General features: G+C 64.0%; 12 protein-coding genes and 1 pseudogene. 6 read left to right on the forward strand and 7 right to left on the reverse strand.

The window, feature by feature from the left end:
- Positions 1-190 precede the first annotated feature (190 nt).
- Positions 191-1,399 carry an AGE family epimerase/isomerase gene (locus tag BM394_RS00660; RefSeq protein WP_092972711.1) on the forward strand — a complete coding sequence of 403 codons (1,209 nt, stop codon included), beginning with the start codon at positions 191-193 and terminating at the stop codon, positions 1,397-1,399.
- 23 nt (positions 1,400-1,422) lie between these two features.
- On the opposite strand, the gene BM394_RS00665 is transcribed toward BM394_RS00660, so the two are convergent.
- The 5 genes from BM394_RS00665 to BM394_RS00685 all read right to left on the reverse strand — a co-directional run bounded on the left by BM394_RS00665 (position 1,423) and on the right by BM394_RS00685 (position 7,270).
- Complete coding sequence (locus tag BM394_RS00665; RefSeq protein ID WP_092972713.1) at positions 1,423-2,517, reverse strand: ABC transporter ATP-binding protein; 1,095 nt, start codon at positions 2,515-2,517, stop codon at positions 1,423-1,425.
- Between the two features lie 129 nt (positions 2,518-2,646).
- The gene (locus BM394_RS00670; RefSeq protein WP_092972715.1) at positions 2,647-4,056 is read right to left on the reverse strand and encodes a GH1 family beta-glucosidase; all 1,410 of its coding nucleotides are present in this window, start codon (positions 4,054-4,056) and stop codon (positions 2,647-2,649) included.
- Between the two features lie 88 nt (positions 4,057-4,144).
- Entirely contained in the window at positions 4,145-4,984 is an 840-nt protein-coding gene (locus BM394_RS00675) for a carbohydrate ABC transporter permease (RefSeq protein WP_092972717.1), read from the reverse strand.
- Positions 4,977-5,948: a carbohydrate ABC transporter permease gene (locus BM394_RS00680; RefSeq protein WP_092972719.1), complete on the reverse strand. Its 972-nt coding sequence runs from the start codon at positions 5,946-5,948 to the stop codon at positions 4,977-4,979. The genes BM394_RS00675 and BM394_RS00680 overlap by 8 nt, the downstream gene beginning before the upstream one ends.
- Positions 5,945-7,270, reverse strand: coding sequence for an ABC transporter substrate-binding protein (locus BM394_RS00685; RefSeq protein WP_207227287.1), 1,326 nt, complete (start codon positions 7,268-7,270; stop codon positions 5,945-5,947). The genes BM394_RS00680 and BM394_RS00685 overlap by 4 nt, the downstream gene beginning before the upstream one ends.
- Before the next feature lie 525 nt (positions 7,271-7,795).
- On the opposite strand from BM394_RS00685, the pseudogene BM394_RS00690 reads away from it, so the two are divergent.
- The 3 genes and pseudogenes from BM394_RS00690 to BM394_RS00700 form a co-directional block, all read left to right on the forward strand.
- Positions 7,796-9,133, forward strand: a pseudogene (locus tag BM394_RS00690) (glycoside hydrolase family 6 protein); the annotation flags it as partial.
- Between the two features lie 362 nt (positions 9,134-9,495).
- Positions 9,496-10,167 carry a lytic polysaccharide monooxygenase auxiliary activity family 9 protein gene (locus BM394_RS00695; protein ID WP_092926416.1) on the forward strand — a complete coding sequence of 224 codons (672 nt, stop codon included), beginning with the start codon at positions 9,496-9,498 and terminating at the stop codon, positions 10,165-10,167.
- Between the two features lie 185 nt (positions 10,168-10,352).
- Positions 10,353-11,120 (forward strand): GH12 family glycosyl hydrolase domain-containing protein, encoded by a 768-nt coding sequence (locus tag BM394_RS00700; protein WP_092972723.1) that lies wholly within the window; start codon positions 10,353-10,355, stop codon positions 11,118-11,120.
- A gap of 128 nt (positions 11,121-11,248) precedes the next feature.
- Here the strand turns inward: BM394_RS00700 and BM394_RS00705 are convergent, their stop codons facing one another.
- Positions 11,249-12,280, reverse strand: coding sequence for a LacI family DNA-binding transcriptional regulator (locus BM394_RS00705; protein ID WP_092926412.1), 1,032 nt, complete (start codon positions 12,278-12,280; stop codon positions 11,249-11,251).
- 311 nt (positions 12,281-12,591) lie between these two features.
- Here BM394_RS00705 and BM394_RS00710 point away from each other — a divergent pair, with 311 nt between their 5' ends.
- Together BM394_RS00710 and BM394_RS00715 are read left to right on the forward strand one after the other, a co-directional pair.
- The gene (locus BM394_RS00710; protein ID WP_092972725.1) at positions 12,592-13,986 is read left to right on the forward strand and encodes an MFS transporter; all 1,395 of its coding nucleotides are present in this window, start codon (positions 12,592-12,594) and stop codon (positions 13,984-13,986) included.
- Positions 13,987-14,199: 213 nt separating this feature from the next.
- A complete protein-coding gene (locus BM394_RS00715; protein ID WP_092972727.1) occupies positions 14,200-15,357 on the forward strand; it encodes a uroporphyrinogen-III synthase in 1,158 nt (385 codons plus the stop codon).
- An 80-nt stretch (positions 15,358-15,437) separates the two neighbouring features.
- Here BM394_RS00715 and BM394_RS00720 read toward each other — a convergent pair whose 3' ends face one another.
- On the reverse strand, positions 15,438-16,952 hold the full coding sequence (locus BM394_RS00720; protein ID WP_245779885.1) for an ABC1 kinase family protein: 1,515 nt from the start codon (positions 16,950-16,952) through the stop codon (positions 15,438-15,440).
- Positions 16,953-17,015 lie beyond the last annotated feature (63 nt).

Consider the following 17,015-nt stretch of genomic DNA (forward strand, 5'->3'; position numbering starts at 1 on the left):
GAGATGATTCGCCGCCGTCCGGACGCTCACCGAGCGCACTCCGCCGCCCCGTGCTTCCCGTCGGGGGCCGATGCCGATAGCGTCCGACGACTGTGGGAGGAAGTACCGATTCAGTCCGCACGGGTCGCACCCATCGCGGCGGTCATCACTCACCACCACGCATCGCATCCACCCGATAAGAGGAACGACATTGACCAATCCCGACTCCGCGGAACACCACGAGTGGCTGACGGCCGAACGGAGCAGGCTGTTCGACTTCGCTTCCGCCGCACGCGGCTCCGAAGGTGGCTTCGGATGGCTGGACGACGCCGGAAATCCCGATCCGGGCCGACCAGTGGAAACCTGGATCACGGCCCGGATGACACACGTGTTCAGTCTCGCCCATCTGCTCGGTGAACCGGAGGCCGCGGAACTCGCCGACCACGGCATCGCCGCGCTGGTCGACCAACTGCGCGACTCCGAGCACGGCGGCTGGTTCACCAGCACGGTCGACACCACCAAGGGTGCCTACGAACACGCTTTCGTGGTACTGGCGACCAGTAGTGCCACGGCCGCGGAACGCCCCGGCGCCGCGGAGTTGCTCACCGAGGCACTGCGCGTCGTCGAGTCCCGCTTCTGGGACGACCAGGTGGGGTTGGGTCTGGAGAGCTGGGACAGAGCCTGGACGACCACCGAGTCCTACCGTGGCGCCAACAGCAACATGCACCTCGTGGAAGCCATGCTCGCCGCGGGTGACGTCACCGGTGAACGGATCTGGCACCAGCGAGCGCTGCGGATCGCCGGAACGCTGATCGACGAGGTCGCCCGTACCCACGGCTGGCGACTGCCGGAGCACTTCACTCCCGCGTGGGAGCCCGAACCGGATTACAACAGCGATCGTCCGCACGACCCGTTCCGCCCGCACGGCACCACTGTGGGGCACTGGCTGGAATGGTCCAGACTGCTGCTGCAGCTGGAGGCATCCCTCGGGGAGGAGGAGTCACCGAACTGGCTGATCTCCGACGCCCGGAATCTGTTCGAGGCCGCCATACAGCACGGTTGGCACGCCGACGGTCACCCCGGGTTCGTCTACACCCTGGACTGGCAGGACCGCCCGCAGGTTCGCGAGCGAATGCACTGGGTCACCGCCGAGGCGGTCCTGACCGCTGCCGCGCTGCACCGACGCACCGCCGAGTCCTACTACCAACGGTGGTATGCCACGTTCTGGGACTTCGCGCGGACGAGGCACATCGACTACGGACAGGGCAGTTGGCACCACGAGCTGGCTCCGGACGGTCGCCCCTCGACAACCGTGTGGGCGGGTAAGCCCGACGCTTATCACGCCTACCAGGCCGCGCTGTTCCCGACCCTTCCCCTGGCGCCCTCGGCGGCGACGGCGCTGCGACCAGCCCCGCGCTGAGGCCGGTGGCAACGCCCGCCAACTCACGCGACGAGCCGCTGACCGGTGCTGGGGTGGAACAGGTGCACATCCTCGTGATCCCGCAGCACCAGGTTCAGCGTCTCCCCCGCGCCGGGAACGCCGCGGCCATCGGTACGAACCGTGAACCGCTTGGCGACACCCGAGACATCCACGGAGCCGATTACCAGGGCGTCGGCACCCAGCTCCTCGACCAGTTCCACGTCCATCCGGATACCCTCCTCGTCGGCGGGCACCGGACGCAGCGCCTCCGGGCGTATCCCGAACATCACCTCGTCGAGTCCCTCCGCCGCGGCCTGTGCGGCGCGGGGCAGTTCGACCCGATGACCGCCGAGCAACACGCTGTCTCCCCACGACGGGACGGTCTCCAGGTTCATCGCGGGTGATCCGATGAATCCGGCGACGAACGAGTTGGCGGGGTTGTCGTAGAGCTCACGCGGGGCGGCGACCTGCTGCAGGACTCCCCCGTCCAACACCGCCACCCGGTCGCCCATGGTCATGGCCTCGACCTGATCGTGGGTGACGTAGATGGTGGTGGTGCCCAGTTTCCGCTGCAGGGCGGCGATGTTCGCGCGGGTCTCCACCCGCAGTTTGGCATCGAGGTTCGACAGGGGCTCGTCCATCAGGAACACGCTCGGATCCCGGACGATGGCCCTGCCCATCGCGACCCGCTGCCGTTGCCCGCCGGACAGGGCACGTGGCTTGCGATCGAGGAACTCGCGCAGATCCAGCATGTCGGCCGCCTCGGCGACCTTGCGGCGTATCACGTCCTTGGGGGTCTTGCGCAGTTTCAAGGCGAACCCCATGTTCTCGCCGACCGTCATGTGCGGGTACAGCGCGTAGGACTGAAACACCATCGCTATGTCGCGCGCCTTGGGAGGAGTGCCGGTGACATCGGCACTGCCGATCGAGATGCCGCCCTCGTCGACGTCCTCCAGCCCAGCGAGCATGCGCAGCGCCGTCGACTTCCCGGAGCCGGAAGGCCCCACCAGTACCAGGAACTCGCCGTCGCCGATCTCGAGGTCCAGTGAGTCGACAGCCCGGACCGGCGGTGTGCTCGGATAGGCTCTCGTGGCGGCGCGGTATTCGACTTCTGCCATGGCGGTATTCCAATTCGTTCGGATGTGTGGGTGGAAGCCGCCCGTGGGGCTTCGGTGGACAACACCGGAGCCGCGGGCCGCGGCCCCGGCCGCCGGAGGGGCGCACCGGGGCCGGAATCGAACAGGGCGTCAGCCGGTCAACGAGCCGTCGGGTTCCCGCGAGTGCGCGACGGCGCGGCGGTACCAGTCGAAGCTGTCCTTGCGGACTCGTCGTTGGGACTCGAAGTCCACGTACACCAGGCCGAAACGCTGCTCGTACCCTTCAGCCCACTCGAAGTTGTCCAGCAACGACCAGCAGTAGTAGCCGTGCACGACGACCCCGGCGCGCATCGCGCCGCGCAGTTCGCGCAGATGCGTGTCCAGATACTCGATGCGGTGCCCGTCGTGGATCTCACCCTCGCCGTCCGGCGCGTCGAATCCACTCGTTCCGTTCTCGGTGATGTAGATCGGTGGAAGCTCGGGGTAGCGTTCGCCGAGCCACAGCAGCAGTCGGGACAGTCCCGCCGCCTCCACCGGCCAGTTCATCGTGGTCCGTCGCAGCGACTCGGGGGGATCGAGTTCGACCCCGATGTCATCGGCCGTGCGCAGCTTCGGATCGACGCTCTCGAAGGGCGCGGCCCGCACGTACGCCGGGAAGTAGTTGTTCACGCCCAGGAAGTCGAGCTCCGTGCCGATCAGTTCCAGGTCACCACCGCGCCGGAAGGAGAAGTCACTGATCTCGCCCCACACCGTGCTTTCGATGTCCGGATAGCTCCCGGCCAACACCGGATCGGAGAACGCGAGATTCTGGTAGCACTCGTAGCGCCTGGCCGCGGCCACGTCCTCGGGGGAGTCGCTGACCGGTGTCACCGGATTCAGATTGAGCGTGATCCCGAACGACTCGTCACCGTAACGCTGCGCACGCATCGCGGCTGTCGCGGCGCCGTGTCCCAGCAGGAGGTGGTGGGCGGCGGCGAGCGCCTCGTGGCCCTCCCTGGCACCGGGCGCGTGCCTGCCCTCGGCGTAGCCGAGGAACGCGGCACAGAACGGTTCGTTGAGCGTCGTCCACAACCGCACCCGGTCGCCGAGCTCGCGGTGCACGATCGCCGCGTAGTCGGCGAACCGGCCTGCCGTGTCGCGTTCACGCCATCCGCCCGCTTCCTCGAGCCGCTGGGGCAGATCCCAGTGGTACAGCGTCAGGCACGGTTCGATACCCGCCGTGAGCAGTTCGTCGACCAACCGCGAGTAGAAGTCGAGTCCCGCGCTGCTCGGCGCACCGCTGCCCTGCGGCTGTATCCGGGGCCATGCCACCGAGAACCGATAGCTGTCGACCCCCAGCTCGCGCATCAGCGCGATGTCCTCCTCGTAACGGTGGTAGTGGTCGCAGGCCACATCGCCGGTGTCACCGTTGTCCACCGCACCGGCTCGGTGCGAGAAGGTGTCCCAGATGGACGCCCCGCGCCCGTTGACGTCCACCGCCCCTTCGATCTGATAGGCCGAGGTCGCCACTCCCCACCTGAAACCGTCGGGGAAGGTGGGGAAAGTAGATTCGCCAGTCAACTCGTTCGCTCCATTTCCGCTGTTGCGAAGTCCGGACCCGCCGTAAGGCGCCGAACGAAACGGCCGGGGACGGCTTCGCTCCCCCGGCTCACTTGACGGCTCCAGCCGTCAGCCCCTGCACGAGGTAACGCTGCAGGGCCAGGAAACCCAGCACGACCGGAATGCTGACCACCAACGAGGCCGACATCACCTCGTTCCAGTAGACCGTGGACTGTGTGGAGTAATCACGCAGCCCGATCGCGAGGGTCGTGGAATCGGAATCGGTCATGATGGAGGCGAACAGGGTCTCGCCCCAGGCCGTCATGAACGCGTAGATCGACACCGCGGCTATGCCCGGTTTCGCGGCCGGGATCACGACCCGCCACAACGTCTGGACCGGGCCGGCTCCGTCGATGTAGGCCGCTTCGTCGAGATCGACCGGGATCGAGTCGAAGTAACTGACCAGCATCCAGATCGAGAAGGGAAGCGAGAAGGTCAGATACGTGATGATCAGGCCGATGTGGCTGCCCTGGAGCACGATTCCCGTTGCCTGTCCGACAGTGGCGTAGATCAGGTACAGCGGCAGCAGGAACAGGATTCCCGGAAACATCTGGGTGGACAGCACGGTGAACCGGAAGGCGTCACGACCGCGAAAGCGGTAACGGCTGATCGCGTAGGCGGCGAACAGCGCTATCAACACCGAGAAGGCGGCCGCCCCCAGCGAGACCACGGCACTGTTGACGAAGTAGTCGGCCAGCCGCACGGTCGACCACATGTCGACATAGGGCTCCAGCGTCAGCGCCGAGGGCAACCACTGAAACGTGTCCTGCACGTCGGCCAGGGGCTTCACCGAGGTCGTCACCATGACGTAAAGCGGTATGACGGTGAACAGCGTCAGCAGGCACAGTCCTACACCGCGAACCCACTGGAACCAGCGTGGCTCACGCATTGCGGCTCCTCCTCGAAGTCAGCATCAGGTACCCGGCGGTGATGACGAGCAGGAACAGCAGCAACAGGGTCGACATGGCCGAGCCGAGTCCGAAGTTCCAGGTCAAGAACGAGTTCTGATAAATGTGGATCGATATGAGATTCGCCGAGGAGGGAACCGCCTGGTCGAACAGCAGATAGGGAACGTTGAAGTCGTTGAACGTCCACAGGAACAGCACCAGGATCAGCACCTGACTGACCGGCTGCAACATCGGCACGGTGATCGTGCGTATCTGCTGCCAGAGCCCGGCGCCGTCCACCGCGGCGGCGTCGTAGATGTCGGTCGGAATGGACTGCAGTCCCGCCATCAGGGCGAGGAAGGCGAACGGCCACAACCGCCATATCGCGGTCACCGTCAGGCTCAGAAACGCGTTGTTGCCGAGCAGCCAGAAACGTTCACCGCCCAGCCCCAGGTCGGACAACGTCGCGTTGACCATACCGTCGCTGCGGTCGAGCATGAACTTCCAGATCATCACCGAGGTGTAGATCGGTAGGGCGTACGGCACCAGGAACAGCCCGCGCAGCAGAGTCCTGCCGGGGAAGGACCGCTGCAGGAACAGCGCCGCGGCCAGCCCCATCACCCAGGACGCCCCCACGGTGATGACCGCGAAGGCGATGGTCACGGCGAAGGACTGGAACAGTTCGACCCCGGCGGCGCCGTCGAAATCCAGCGCGAAGCGGTAGTTCTGCAGCCCGGTGAACGGAGCGCTCATCCACTCGCGCAGGAAGAACTGGTTGAGCCGCAGAAAGCTCATCCAGAGCCCACCGAGCATCGGCACGATGTGCACCAGCAACTCGAAGAAGAGCGCGGGCGCCAGCAGCAGGTACGGCACGCTGCGTTTGCTGATCCTGGGACGTCTGGCTCGGGAACCGTTCGGCTCGGCGCCGGAAGGTGGTGCCGTCGAAGCGGTGCTGGTCACCGTCATCGTGTCGAACCTCCACCGCTCCGCATCTTCTGCTGCGCCTCGTCCAGTGCTTCCGCGATGTCCTCGCTGCGCACCGAACGGTTGGTACCCGCTCTGGCGAACAGGTCACGCACCGCGGCTCCGACCGTGGTCTCGAATCGGTTCTCGTTGGGAATCATCGGGACCTGCTTCGACGACTCGGCGAGTATTCGGGAGAAAGTACGCAACGCGTCGGTGTTGAAAGCGGGATTGTCGTAGGCGTCCGAGACCACGGGCAGGCTGCCGTACTTCTCGTTGAGAATGCTCTGCTCTTCGGCACTGGTCAGAAACTTGACCAACTCGATCGCAGCGTCCTTGTTCTCGCTGTTGCGGTACACCGCGATGTTGGTACCGGCGACGTGACTGCGGACCTCCTCCCCTCCCTCGGGCAACGGATCCGGAGTCGGGAGCGGGAACACCCCCCACTCGCTGTCCGACATGCCGGCGGCACGGATCGCGGCGATCGAACTGTTCTGCGCCACCAGCATCCCCGCCTCACCGGTGGCGAAATTGCCCACGGCCTCGGTGGCCGAGCCGATCTCGGCATCATCGGGATTGACCACTCGGTGCTCGCTCATCAGCTCCACGTAGCGCTGCACGCCGGAGGCCATCCGTGGTGAGGCGAACGTCGCCCTGCCGTTCGAGTCGAACAGCTGGGCCCCCTCCTGGTTCCCGAGCATGAAGGCGAAGTGCGCGTTCTCGGTGTAGCTGGCACCTGCCAGCGTCATCCCCCATTGATCCTGGCTCGGTCGAGTGAGGTCACGGGCGACGTCGACGAATTCCGACCAGTTCTCCGGCGGTTGTTCGATTCCCGCCTCGCGGAACATCGCCTTGTTGTAGAAGACCCCGTAGGAAAGCCCGTACAACGGAACCGAGGACGGCGGCCTACCGGACATGCCGGTGGAGCTCATGCTGGTTTCCAGGAAACGGTCGCGTCCACCCAACCGCTGCATCCGTTCCTCGGTGAACGGCACGAAGGCACCCGTGGCCTGCAACGAAGCCGCCCATGTGTTTCCGAGATTGACCACGTCCGGTCCCACTCCGGAAACAGCCGACCCCAGAATCTTGTTCAGTAGATCCCCCCAGCCGATCACCTCGACGTTCACCTCGATACCCGTACGGGCGGTGAACTTCTCGAACTCCTCGTTCAGAATCCTGCGGTCCTGTTGCGGACTGTTGCCCTGATTGCTCGCCCAGTAAGTCAGGGTCCGCTCGTCGTCCTGTTCCCGGGCGCACCCCGACAACAGGCTCGACGCCAGCACCAGGATGAGCACGATCACCCCGGATAACCTTCTGTGCCGCATTACCACTCCTTGTCGCGGCGTCGATGGAGTCGGCAGCGGCGCCCGGACCGCGAAGCGCACGCCCGGACATCTCCCCCACCGGCTCACTCGTTCGTCTTGCTGGGAGCGCTCTCACTAGTCGTGAAAGACTGCTCGCGGACCCGTGGATTGTCAAGTAAGTCACACGAAAGACGAGGGCAACAGGCTGACACAGCAACCGAATCGGACAACACAACGTGATCAACTGTGTTCGCGACCGAACCGACACCACTAGGGGGTTCGAATTCAGGGGTTTACGCAACGCGTTCGAGTCGCTAGCTTGGGAGCGCTCCCAGTGATCTGGATCACCGAATGGTTCCGGGCTCGGGAGGAATGATTCGGCGTAGCTTCCTCCGCTGCGCTCAGTCGACGGTGGCCGGGCTGCCAACCGGTCACCGGCAGAACCGAAAACGGCAAGGAGCATCTCGCATGCCATCCAACTCATTACCCGAGCAGGGGCGCAGACCGGCTTGGCGTCGCGTCGTGCCGGGATTCGTCGCGTTGGCGATGACGGCGGCGGTTCCCATGCTGGCCCCGGCCTCGTCGGAGGCAGCTCCCGCCCATGTGGACAACCCCTTCGAGGGAGCCACCTCCTACGTGAATCCCGACTATGCCGAGAACGTCCAGGCGTCCATCGACCAAACACAGGACGCCGAGCTGAAAGCCAAGATGCAGCAGGTCAAGTCGTACCCCACCGCGGTGTGGCTCGACCGCATCGCGGCGATCGAGGGCGGCGAGGCCAACAGTGGTCGGCTGAGTCTGCGCGAGCACCTCGACGAGGCACTGGCGCAGAAGGGCTCCGGTCCGATCACGGCCTCGTTCGTCATCTACGACCTGCCGGGACGCGACTGCGCCGCGCTGGCCTCGAACGGCGAGCTGCCGCTGACGCAGCAGGGCCTGCAGCGCTACAAGACCGACTACATCGACGCCATCACCGACGTGATGGACGACCCCAAGTACAACGACATCCGAATCACCACGGTGATCGAGCCGGACGGGCTGCCCAACCTGGTCACCAATCTGGACGATCCGGAATGCGCCGAGGCGAAGTCCAGCGGCATTCAGGTCGATGCCGTGCAGTACGCCCTCAACGAGCTGCACGATATTTCGAACGTCTACACGTACATGGATTTCGCGCACTCCGGTTGGCTGGGCTGGAACAACAATCTGACCCAGACGGTACAGCTCTACACGGACGTCGCGCAGGGCACCGAGGCAGGATTCCAGAGCGTCGACGGATTCGCGACCAACACTTCGAACTACACTCCGACGGAAGAGCCTTTCCTTACCGATCCCAACGCCCGAGTAGGCGGTGGTCAGGTCAGATCCGGAGACTTCTACGAGTGGAATCCGAATTTCGACGAGTCCGATTTCGCGAGAAACCTCCACGACCAGTTGATCAGCAACGGCTGGCCCAGTGACGTCGGAACCATCATCGACACGGGCCGCAACGGATGGGGCGGTTCGGAACGGCCGACCCAGGCCAGCTCCAGCAACGACCTGAACACCTACATCGAGGAATCGAAGGTGGACCGCCGCGCTCACCGCGGCCTTTGGTGCAACGTCAGCGGTGCCGGCATCGGAACTCCACCACAGGCCTCGCCCTCGGGCTACGGCTCCAGTATCGACGCGTTCGTGTGGACGAAGCCTCCGGGCGAATCCGACGGTTCCAGCGAGGAGATCCCGAACGACGAGGGCAAACACGCCGACCCGATGTGTGACCCCGACTACGTCGCACCCAACGCGGGCAACAACCCCACCGGGGCACTGCCGAACTCGCCGTTGGCGGGTCACTGGTTCCACGAGCAGTTCAAGATGCTGGTGCAGAACGCTCATCCGGAAATCAACACAGCGGCCTCCCGGCAGGGAGCGAACTGAGGGGAGCACCCCGACAGTTTGATCCGGCTCGATTGAAACACCGCGCCATGTAGATCAGCCGGAACCAGGACCGTCCCGCCCGAGCGGATTCGGGCGGGACGGTTTTCGCGTATCGACCGCTCGCCCGACCTCCAAAGTGATCAAAGTCGCCGACCCCGGAACAACACGGAGAAACATTCCACGATCTCTCCCGGAAAAAACAGATCACATCGGGGAACAACAAGGACTATCGCCACAATACACAAAATCACCTGATCGCACCATTCGTATGTAGGGAGCGCTCACTAAAATCAACGGTGGACCACGAAGAGAACCGAACGGGAGCAGAAATGCGATTACGAGGAAAAATGATCGCCCTCGGCGCCCTGGGCGCGGCGGTCGCACTGTTCACCTCGACGATGAATCCCGGCGTGGCACAGGCCCACGGCGGATTCACGTACCCGAAAACCAGAACCTACGCCTGCTACGTCAACGGTCTGGAAGGTGGCCAGGGTGGTGACCTCGCCCCCACCAACCCGGCCTGTGCCGAGGCTATCGAGCGCGGCGGCAAGACCGCGCTGTGGAACTGGTTCGGCAATCTGATCAGCGATGTGGGCGACAACCATCGCGAAAGGATTCCCGACGGGAAGCTGTGCGGGCCCACGGAGACGTTCGACGCCTACAACATGGCCCGTACGGACTGGCCGACCACCACGATGCCCGCCGGTGAGACGGTCACCCTGCGGTACAACGCCTGGGCCGCACACCCCGGTACCTGGTACCAGTACGTGACGAAGGACAGCTGGGATCCCAGCGAACCACTGGCCTGGTCCGATCTGGAACCCGAGCCCTTCAACACGGTCACCAATCCGCCGATCAACGGCAGCGGACCCCACGGTGACGAGTACACCTGGCAGGCCGAGCTGCCGGACAAGGACGGCAGGCACCTCATCTACTCGATCTGGCAGCGCTCGGACAGCCCGGAGGCCTTCTACAACTGCTCCGACGTGATCTTCGAGTGATCGTCATACCGTGACTGGTCAGTCGGGCGTGGTGATGGGACACGACGACCGTGGTCCCGTGCAGTGCTCCCATCACCACTTTGACAACGGACCCGTTTCGCGGCTCGACGGACCGCCGTGAGGCGGCGGTGGAGCCCGAGGACGGAATCCGCAGCACCCAACGGATCGGATAGGACTACGTCTCGATGTTCAACGGAAACAACCGCGGACGACGCGCCGTACTCGCGCTCGCCGTGTCCGGACTGGCACTGAGCTCGTTGAGCACGGGTGCGGCCGCGGCACAACCCGCCACCACCATGTGCGGCAAGTACGCCTCCACCCAGGTCGAAGGTGGACGCTACATCGTGCAGAACAACGTGTGGGGCGCCGACACCCAGCAGTGCGTCAGCGTCGACGGCAGCTCGTTCACGGTGACCACGGCCAACCACGACAAGGCCACCAACGGCTCACCGGCGAGCTACCCCTCCATCTACGCGGGATGTCACTACGGCAACTGCACGACGAACACCGGGCTGCCCGTGCGGGCCGACCGGATGACCGAGGCGACCACCAGTTGGGACATCACCACTCCGGATACCGGAACGTACAACGCCGCCTATGACCTGTGGTTCGATCCGCAGCCGAGCAAGTCGGGGCAGAACGCCGCGGAACTGATGATCTGGGTCGATCACCGGGGCGACATCCAGCCGATCGGTTCACCGGTGGGCACCGTGACGATAGACGGCGCCCAGTGGGAGGTCTGGACCGGTGACGCCGGCTGGAACGTGATCAGCTACGTCCGGACGGAAACGACCGATTCCGTGGATCTGGACCTGACCGCCTTCAGCGCCGACGCTGTCGAACGGGGCTCTGTCGAACCGAGTTGGTATCTCAACAGCGTGCAGGCGGGATTCGAACCGTGGATCAACGGCACCGGACTCGCGACGAACGACTTCTCGGTCAACGTCGGGTGATCCGTCACTGACGAGCGGGCGGGCACGAGTTCGTGCCCGCCCGCTCCGCTGCCGCGTGAACGACCGATGCGAACGGAGAGATCCCGCACCACCACGAGCCGAAGAACGCCGCGGCGAGTCTCGCTACGTCAGGCCGAACCACGGCGGACCAGCTCGGTCGGCAGGATCACCGGATCCAGGCTGCGCCCCGGCTCCTCCAACTGTGTGATCAGCAATTTCGCCAACTCGGTTCCCATCCGCTGCACCGGCTGCGCGACACTGGTCATGGCCGGTTCCGTGTTGCGAGCGACGTCGGAATCGTCGAAACCGATCACGGCGACGTCCTCGGGAACACGTTTGCCCGCTTCGCGCAGCACCCGCATCGCGCCCGCCGCCATGAGGTCACTGGCCGCGAAGACGGCATCCACTTCGCTGTCACGTTCGAGCACGTCGCGCATGGCCTGCTCACCACTGACCTGCCCGAAGTCGCCCTGCGCGACGACTCGTGTCACGCCGCGCCGCGATTTGAGAGCACTCCGATACCCCGCCAGCCGGTCTATACCCGCAGCCATGTCCTGCGGACCCGCCAGGGCGGCGATACGACGCCTGCCTGACTGGTAGAGGTACTCGGTGGCGCTCTTCGCGCCCGCCAGGTTGTCGGCGTCGACGAACGGTACGGCGACCTCCGAGGAGAACGGGCGCCCGTTCAACGCGACCGGCGCTCCCACTTCCACGAGCTTGCGCGGCAGGGGGTCGTCGCCGTGCAGTGAAATCAGCACCGCACCGTCGACGTGACCGTTGCCGACCAGCTGCTCCACTCTGTCCCGTTGCCGGGCACCACTGGCCATCATCAGGTTGAGCTGCAAATTCGTCTTCGCCAGCTCCTGCCCGAGCCCACGCACGACTCCCGCGAAGAAGGGTTCGTCGAAAACTCGTGCCTCGGATTCCGAAACCACGAGCAGCACGGTGTCGGTTCGCCTGGTCACCAGGCTGCGTGCCGCGTGGTTGGGCACGTAACCGAGTTTGTCGATGGCATCCTGCACCGCGCGCAACGTGGTGGTACTGACTTCGAGCGAGCCGTTGACCACTCGCGACACGGTGCCTCGCGACACACCCGCCTCCGCGGCCACCTGTTCGAGCGTCGGCCGCCCCGTCGTCCGCACACGCCCAAGACTCGTCATACGGCCTCCAGCTCGCCCCACATATCCCCGTACCCCAGCCATAATACTGGGAACGCTCACGTAAGAAACGCCTACGCTGACCTGATGATATTACACAGCGCGTCTGAACAGTGACGTTTGATTATCACGATCGTGTGGCGTCCGGACGACGCACACCACCCGAAGAGTTAAGCGCCGGTAACGGGTGGGACGCACAGCGACCGACGTCGGGCGTGCGCGAAATTTCGCCCATCGTTTATTACACGTTGACGATCGGAAATCACGGCATGTTCGAATGCTTTCAGCATGATCGACCATCGGGAGGTGCGCGGATGAAAATCGAGAATGTCGAGAGGAATCCGGTCGAAGCGGAACAAGCGACAACCGGTCGTTGGATCGACCACTGGGAACCGGAGGACGCCGGATTCTGGCACCGGACCGGAAAGTGGGTGGCCTGGCGCAATCTGTGGTTGTCGGTACTGGCCGAACACCTGGGATTCAACGTCTGGACGTTGATGAGCATAGTCGTGGTCAGCCTGGACGACGTCGGTTACGCGTTCACCGTGGGGCAGACGTTCTGGCTGTTGATTCTGCCGAATCTGGTCGGAGCGGCGCTGCGCATTCCTTACACCTTCGCCGTACCACGATTCGGCGGCAGGGGCTGGACCACCACGAGCGCTTCGCTGTTGCTCGTTCCGTGCGCGATGCTCGCCGGTGCCGTCACCGCGGCGGGAACACCCTACTGGTTCTTCCTCCTCACCGCCGCGGTCATGGGTGTGGGAGGTGGGAATTTCTCGTCCTCGATGACCAATATCTCCTTCTTCTTCCCGGAACACCGCAAGGGGCTGGCACTGGGGATCAATGCCGCGGGCGGCAACATCGGCGTGGCCGTGAGTCAGTTGCTCGTTCCGTTCGCGATACACCTGGGCACCGGAGTCAACCTCTCCTATGCCGCCTTGATGTGGATGCCCGTGATCGTCGTATCGTCGGCCTGTTCGTGGTTCTTCATGAACAGCCTGACGGCGGCCAAGCCGGACAACACCTCCTACCGCGAAGCGCTGACCAGCAAACACACTCCGGTTATGGCGCTGCTCTACGTGGGGACGTTCGGATCTTTCATCGGTTTCTCGTTCGCTTTTCCGTCGCTTATCGGGATCGCTTTCAGCGATTTCTCGCGATTCACCGGAATCGCGTTCATCGGAGCACTGATCGGATCGGTCGCACGGCCGATCGGTGGCTGGTTGTCCGATCGGCTGGGTGGGGCTCGAATAACGTTGTGGAACTTCGTGGGACTGGCCCTGGGAACGGTGGGAGTACTTCTCGGCGTACGAGTGGACAGCTTCGCGCTGTTCTTCGGATCGTTCGTTCTCCTGTTCGTTTTCACCGGGATAGGGAATGGTTCCACCTATCGTATGATTCCGTTGATATTCCGGACCGAGACGAGTGCACGGGTGGCGAGAACCGGCGAGGACATGGACGCCGCACAGAAAGCGGCCAAGCGCCAGGCCGGCGCCGTCGTGGGGGTCGTCGGCTCCGTCGGGGCTTTCGGCGGTGTGGTCATCAACCTGGTTTTCAAGTTCTCGTTGCAGGCCGGCGGAACGCTGATCCCGGCACTGCTCGCGATCCTCGTGTTCTTCCTGGCCTGTGGGCTCGTCACCTGGTGGTTCTACGTGCGGAGCACCTTCGCCATCGAGCGTGCCCCCAACCTCTCCCACGCCCGCATCTGAGAGCACACCCGGGGACAGGGCGCACAACTCACCACGCACCACGGCGAGAACTCCGTAACAGGCGGGAAACCACTTCGAACCAGGAGTGACATCAACGACTACGAGCATGCGAGGAGCAGCACCCGACCGAGGAGGTGCGCATGCCGCGCACTGCCGACAGCGCCGCGCGGCTCCTCCTCTCCGACAGCCACGTGAGCGCGAACCGAGCGCGGGATGACAGCACAGCGACAGGAAGCACTACGGCAGACAGGACCACTCACCGGCTTCACCGTGGGGGTGACCGCGGCACGACGAGCCGAGGAACTGGCGACCATGCTGCGCCGTCGAGGCGCGGAGGTGCAGCACGGTCCAGCCATCCGCATCCTTCCGCTCGCCGACGACCGGGAACTGTTCGAGGCGAGTCGGAACCTGGCGGAGCGGCCGGTGGACAAGGTCGTGGTCACCACGGGTATCGGATTCCGAGGCTGGCTGGAAGCGGCGGAGGACTGGGGACTGGCAGCGGAACTGGCCCGACACCTGAGCGAAGCCAGATTGCTCACCAGAGGGCCCAAGTCCACCGGAGCACTGCGGGCCGCTGGTTTTCACGAGGCCTGGTGTCCCGATTCGGAAAGCAACTCGGAAATACTGCACGAACTGCTCGCGGAAGGGGTGCGCGGCCAACGGATCGCGGTACAGCTGCACGGCCGGCGGATGCCGGAGTTCACCGACGAGTTGCGTACGGCCGGGGCGGAGGTCATCGAGATACCGGTGTATCGGTGGGCGGCACCGCTGGACATCGGCCCGCTCGACGGGCTGGTGGACGCCGTGGTGAACCGGCGTATCGACGCGCTCGCCTTCACCAGCGCACCCGCCGTGACCAGCATGTTGGAGCTGGCCAGGCGCACCGGCAGGTGGGAGGGACTGCTCACGGCGTTCCGGGAACACGTCGTAGCGGCCTGTGTGGGGCCGGTCTGCGCACAACCGCTGCGGGAGATCGACGTGGCGGTGACGTTCCCGGAACGGGCCAGACTCGGATCATTGGTGCGTTCGCTTTCACATTCCCTGCCGCAGCGGAGCGACCACCTGCGAATCGGCGGCCGGGAGATAGAGCTGCGCGGACAGGGGGTGCTCGTCGACGGCGAGCTACGCCCCGTGTCGCCGGTCCCGATGGCACTGCTGCGCAAACTCGCCGAGCGCCCCGGAAGAGTAGTGTCTCGCGAGGAGCTGGTGGCAGCGTTGCCCAACGGAGGAGAGGAGCACGCCGTCGAGACAGCGATCGGCAGGTTACGGACCGCGCTGGGGACGAGACGATTGGTGCAGACCGTGGTCAAACGGGGTTACCGGCTCGGGATGGACAGTTCGGAGATGCTCGGGGCACGCCCACCGTCCTGAAGCGGGTATCACGACGCACCACCTGTTCCACGGGGAACGAAACCCACCATCCGGCCACTACCGAACTATTCGAATACTGTTCATTTTCCCCTGTTCCGTCGATGGTGCAGCCATATCGCAGCACCACCCAACGACAGCGCACCGGGAGACAACGACAAACCTCGCGAATTTTCCTTTTCCGGTCCATTGTTTCCCACATTGAACCCGAACTCCCGATTGGAAAGATCCCGTGCCAGCGTACGCGCCTGTTCCTGTGCCGCTCCGACTCCCAGCATCAGCTCGGTCATCGAAGTCGCGGCCTGCACCAGCGAGAAATGTTCTCCTACCAGGTCAAGCATGATGCGCTTCATCTGTTCCTGAAAAACCTGGGTGAGCGACAACTCTGGTGCCAGACAACGCACCGACCCTTCGATGTTTCCGAAGGCCTTTCCCAATACGGAAATGACAGGATTCGTCTTGATACCACGCTTGGTGGACTGCTGGAGAACCGAGGTCAACGTGACCCCGAAGTTCAACTCCGACAACGAGGCGGAGGCTATCTTCGGAGTAAGGGCGGACATATCAGACACGAACGCCGACACATCCGCCCAGGGAGTGGCGTGTCCAAGTTCTATCCACGCTTTCGCCAGCCCGTAACCGTCGTTCTGGGCGAGGTTCAACAAAACGAGCATGATCATGAGACTGGTACGACGATCGACCCTGCCCACCATTCCCCAGTCGATCAGCGTAGCCTGTCCGTCCGGCTGAACGAAAATATTGCCGGGATGTGGATCGGCATGGAACATGCGGTTGACGAAAAAGCCACGGTAGGTAAAAGCGAGCAGATCCTCCCCCATGGCCAGCCGCTCTCGTTCGGCCAACTCCGCACGGTCCACTTCCCGGACGGATTTTCCGGGCGCCAGGGACTGCACGAGAACTCGAGGAGTACAGAACTCGACGTCCGGAACAGCGAGGTTACGGAAACCCTTGATGTCCTTTCTCGCCTGATCCATGTGCGAAGCCTCGACGGTGAAATCGAGTTCCGAACGCATCGAGTCGAACAGCACTCCCAGCATGGCTTCGATATCCACGACGGAGTTGAAACGGGGCGCACAACGACCGACCATACGAGCCGCTCGACGCATCATGCGCATGTCCTCCAGCACGGTGTCCCGAATCCCCGGCCTCTGAATCTTGATCACACCGGGCCGACCGTCACGCAACGTGACCGAATACACCTGTGCGAGGGACGCGACGCCCAACGGATCCAGCATTTCGACATGCAGGAACCGTTCTTTCCACTCCGTGCCCAAATCTTCTTCCAGGACGGGCTGAAAAGAACTGAACGGTAGTGGTGACACCCTGTCGTGGAGCTTCTCCAACTCGCTTATCATCACGGGAGGAACGATGTCCGGACGTGTCGAAAGCATCTGTCCCACCTTGATGTAGAACGGCCCCAGACGCTCCAGTCCCTGACGCACCTCCTGCGCACGTCGTCGTTCTCGATCCACGGATGACACAGCATTGTCGCCCTCGCCGGATCCACCGAACACGCGGCCGAGCTCATTCATGAAAAGCCCGCCCAATACTTCGGAGACGAGACGAATGCGGTTCATACCCAACTACGGTTTCCTAACCGGCGCAGGAGAAAGAAGAAAATCCTCCCGCGTCGCAGCACA

The organism is Actinopolyspora lacussalsi subsp. righensis (assembly GCF_900116555.1).
GTDB classification, from domain to species: Bacteria; Actinomycetota; Actinomycetes; order Mycobacteriales; family Pseudonocardiaceae; genus Actinopolyspora; species Actinopolyspora lacussalsi.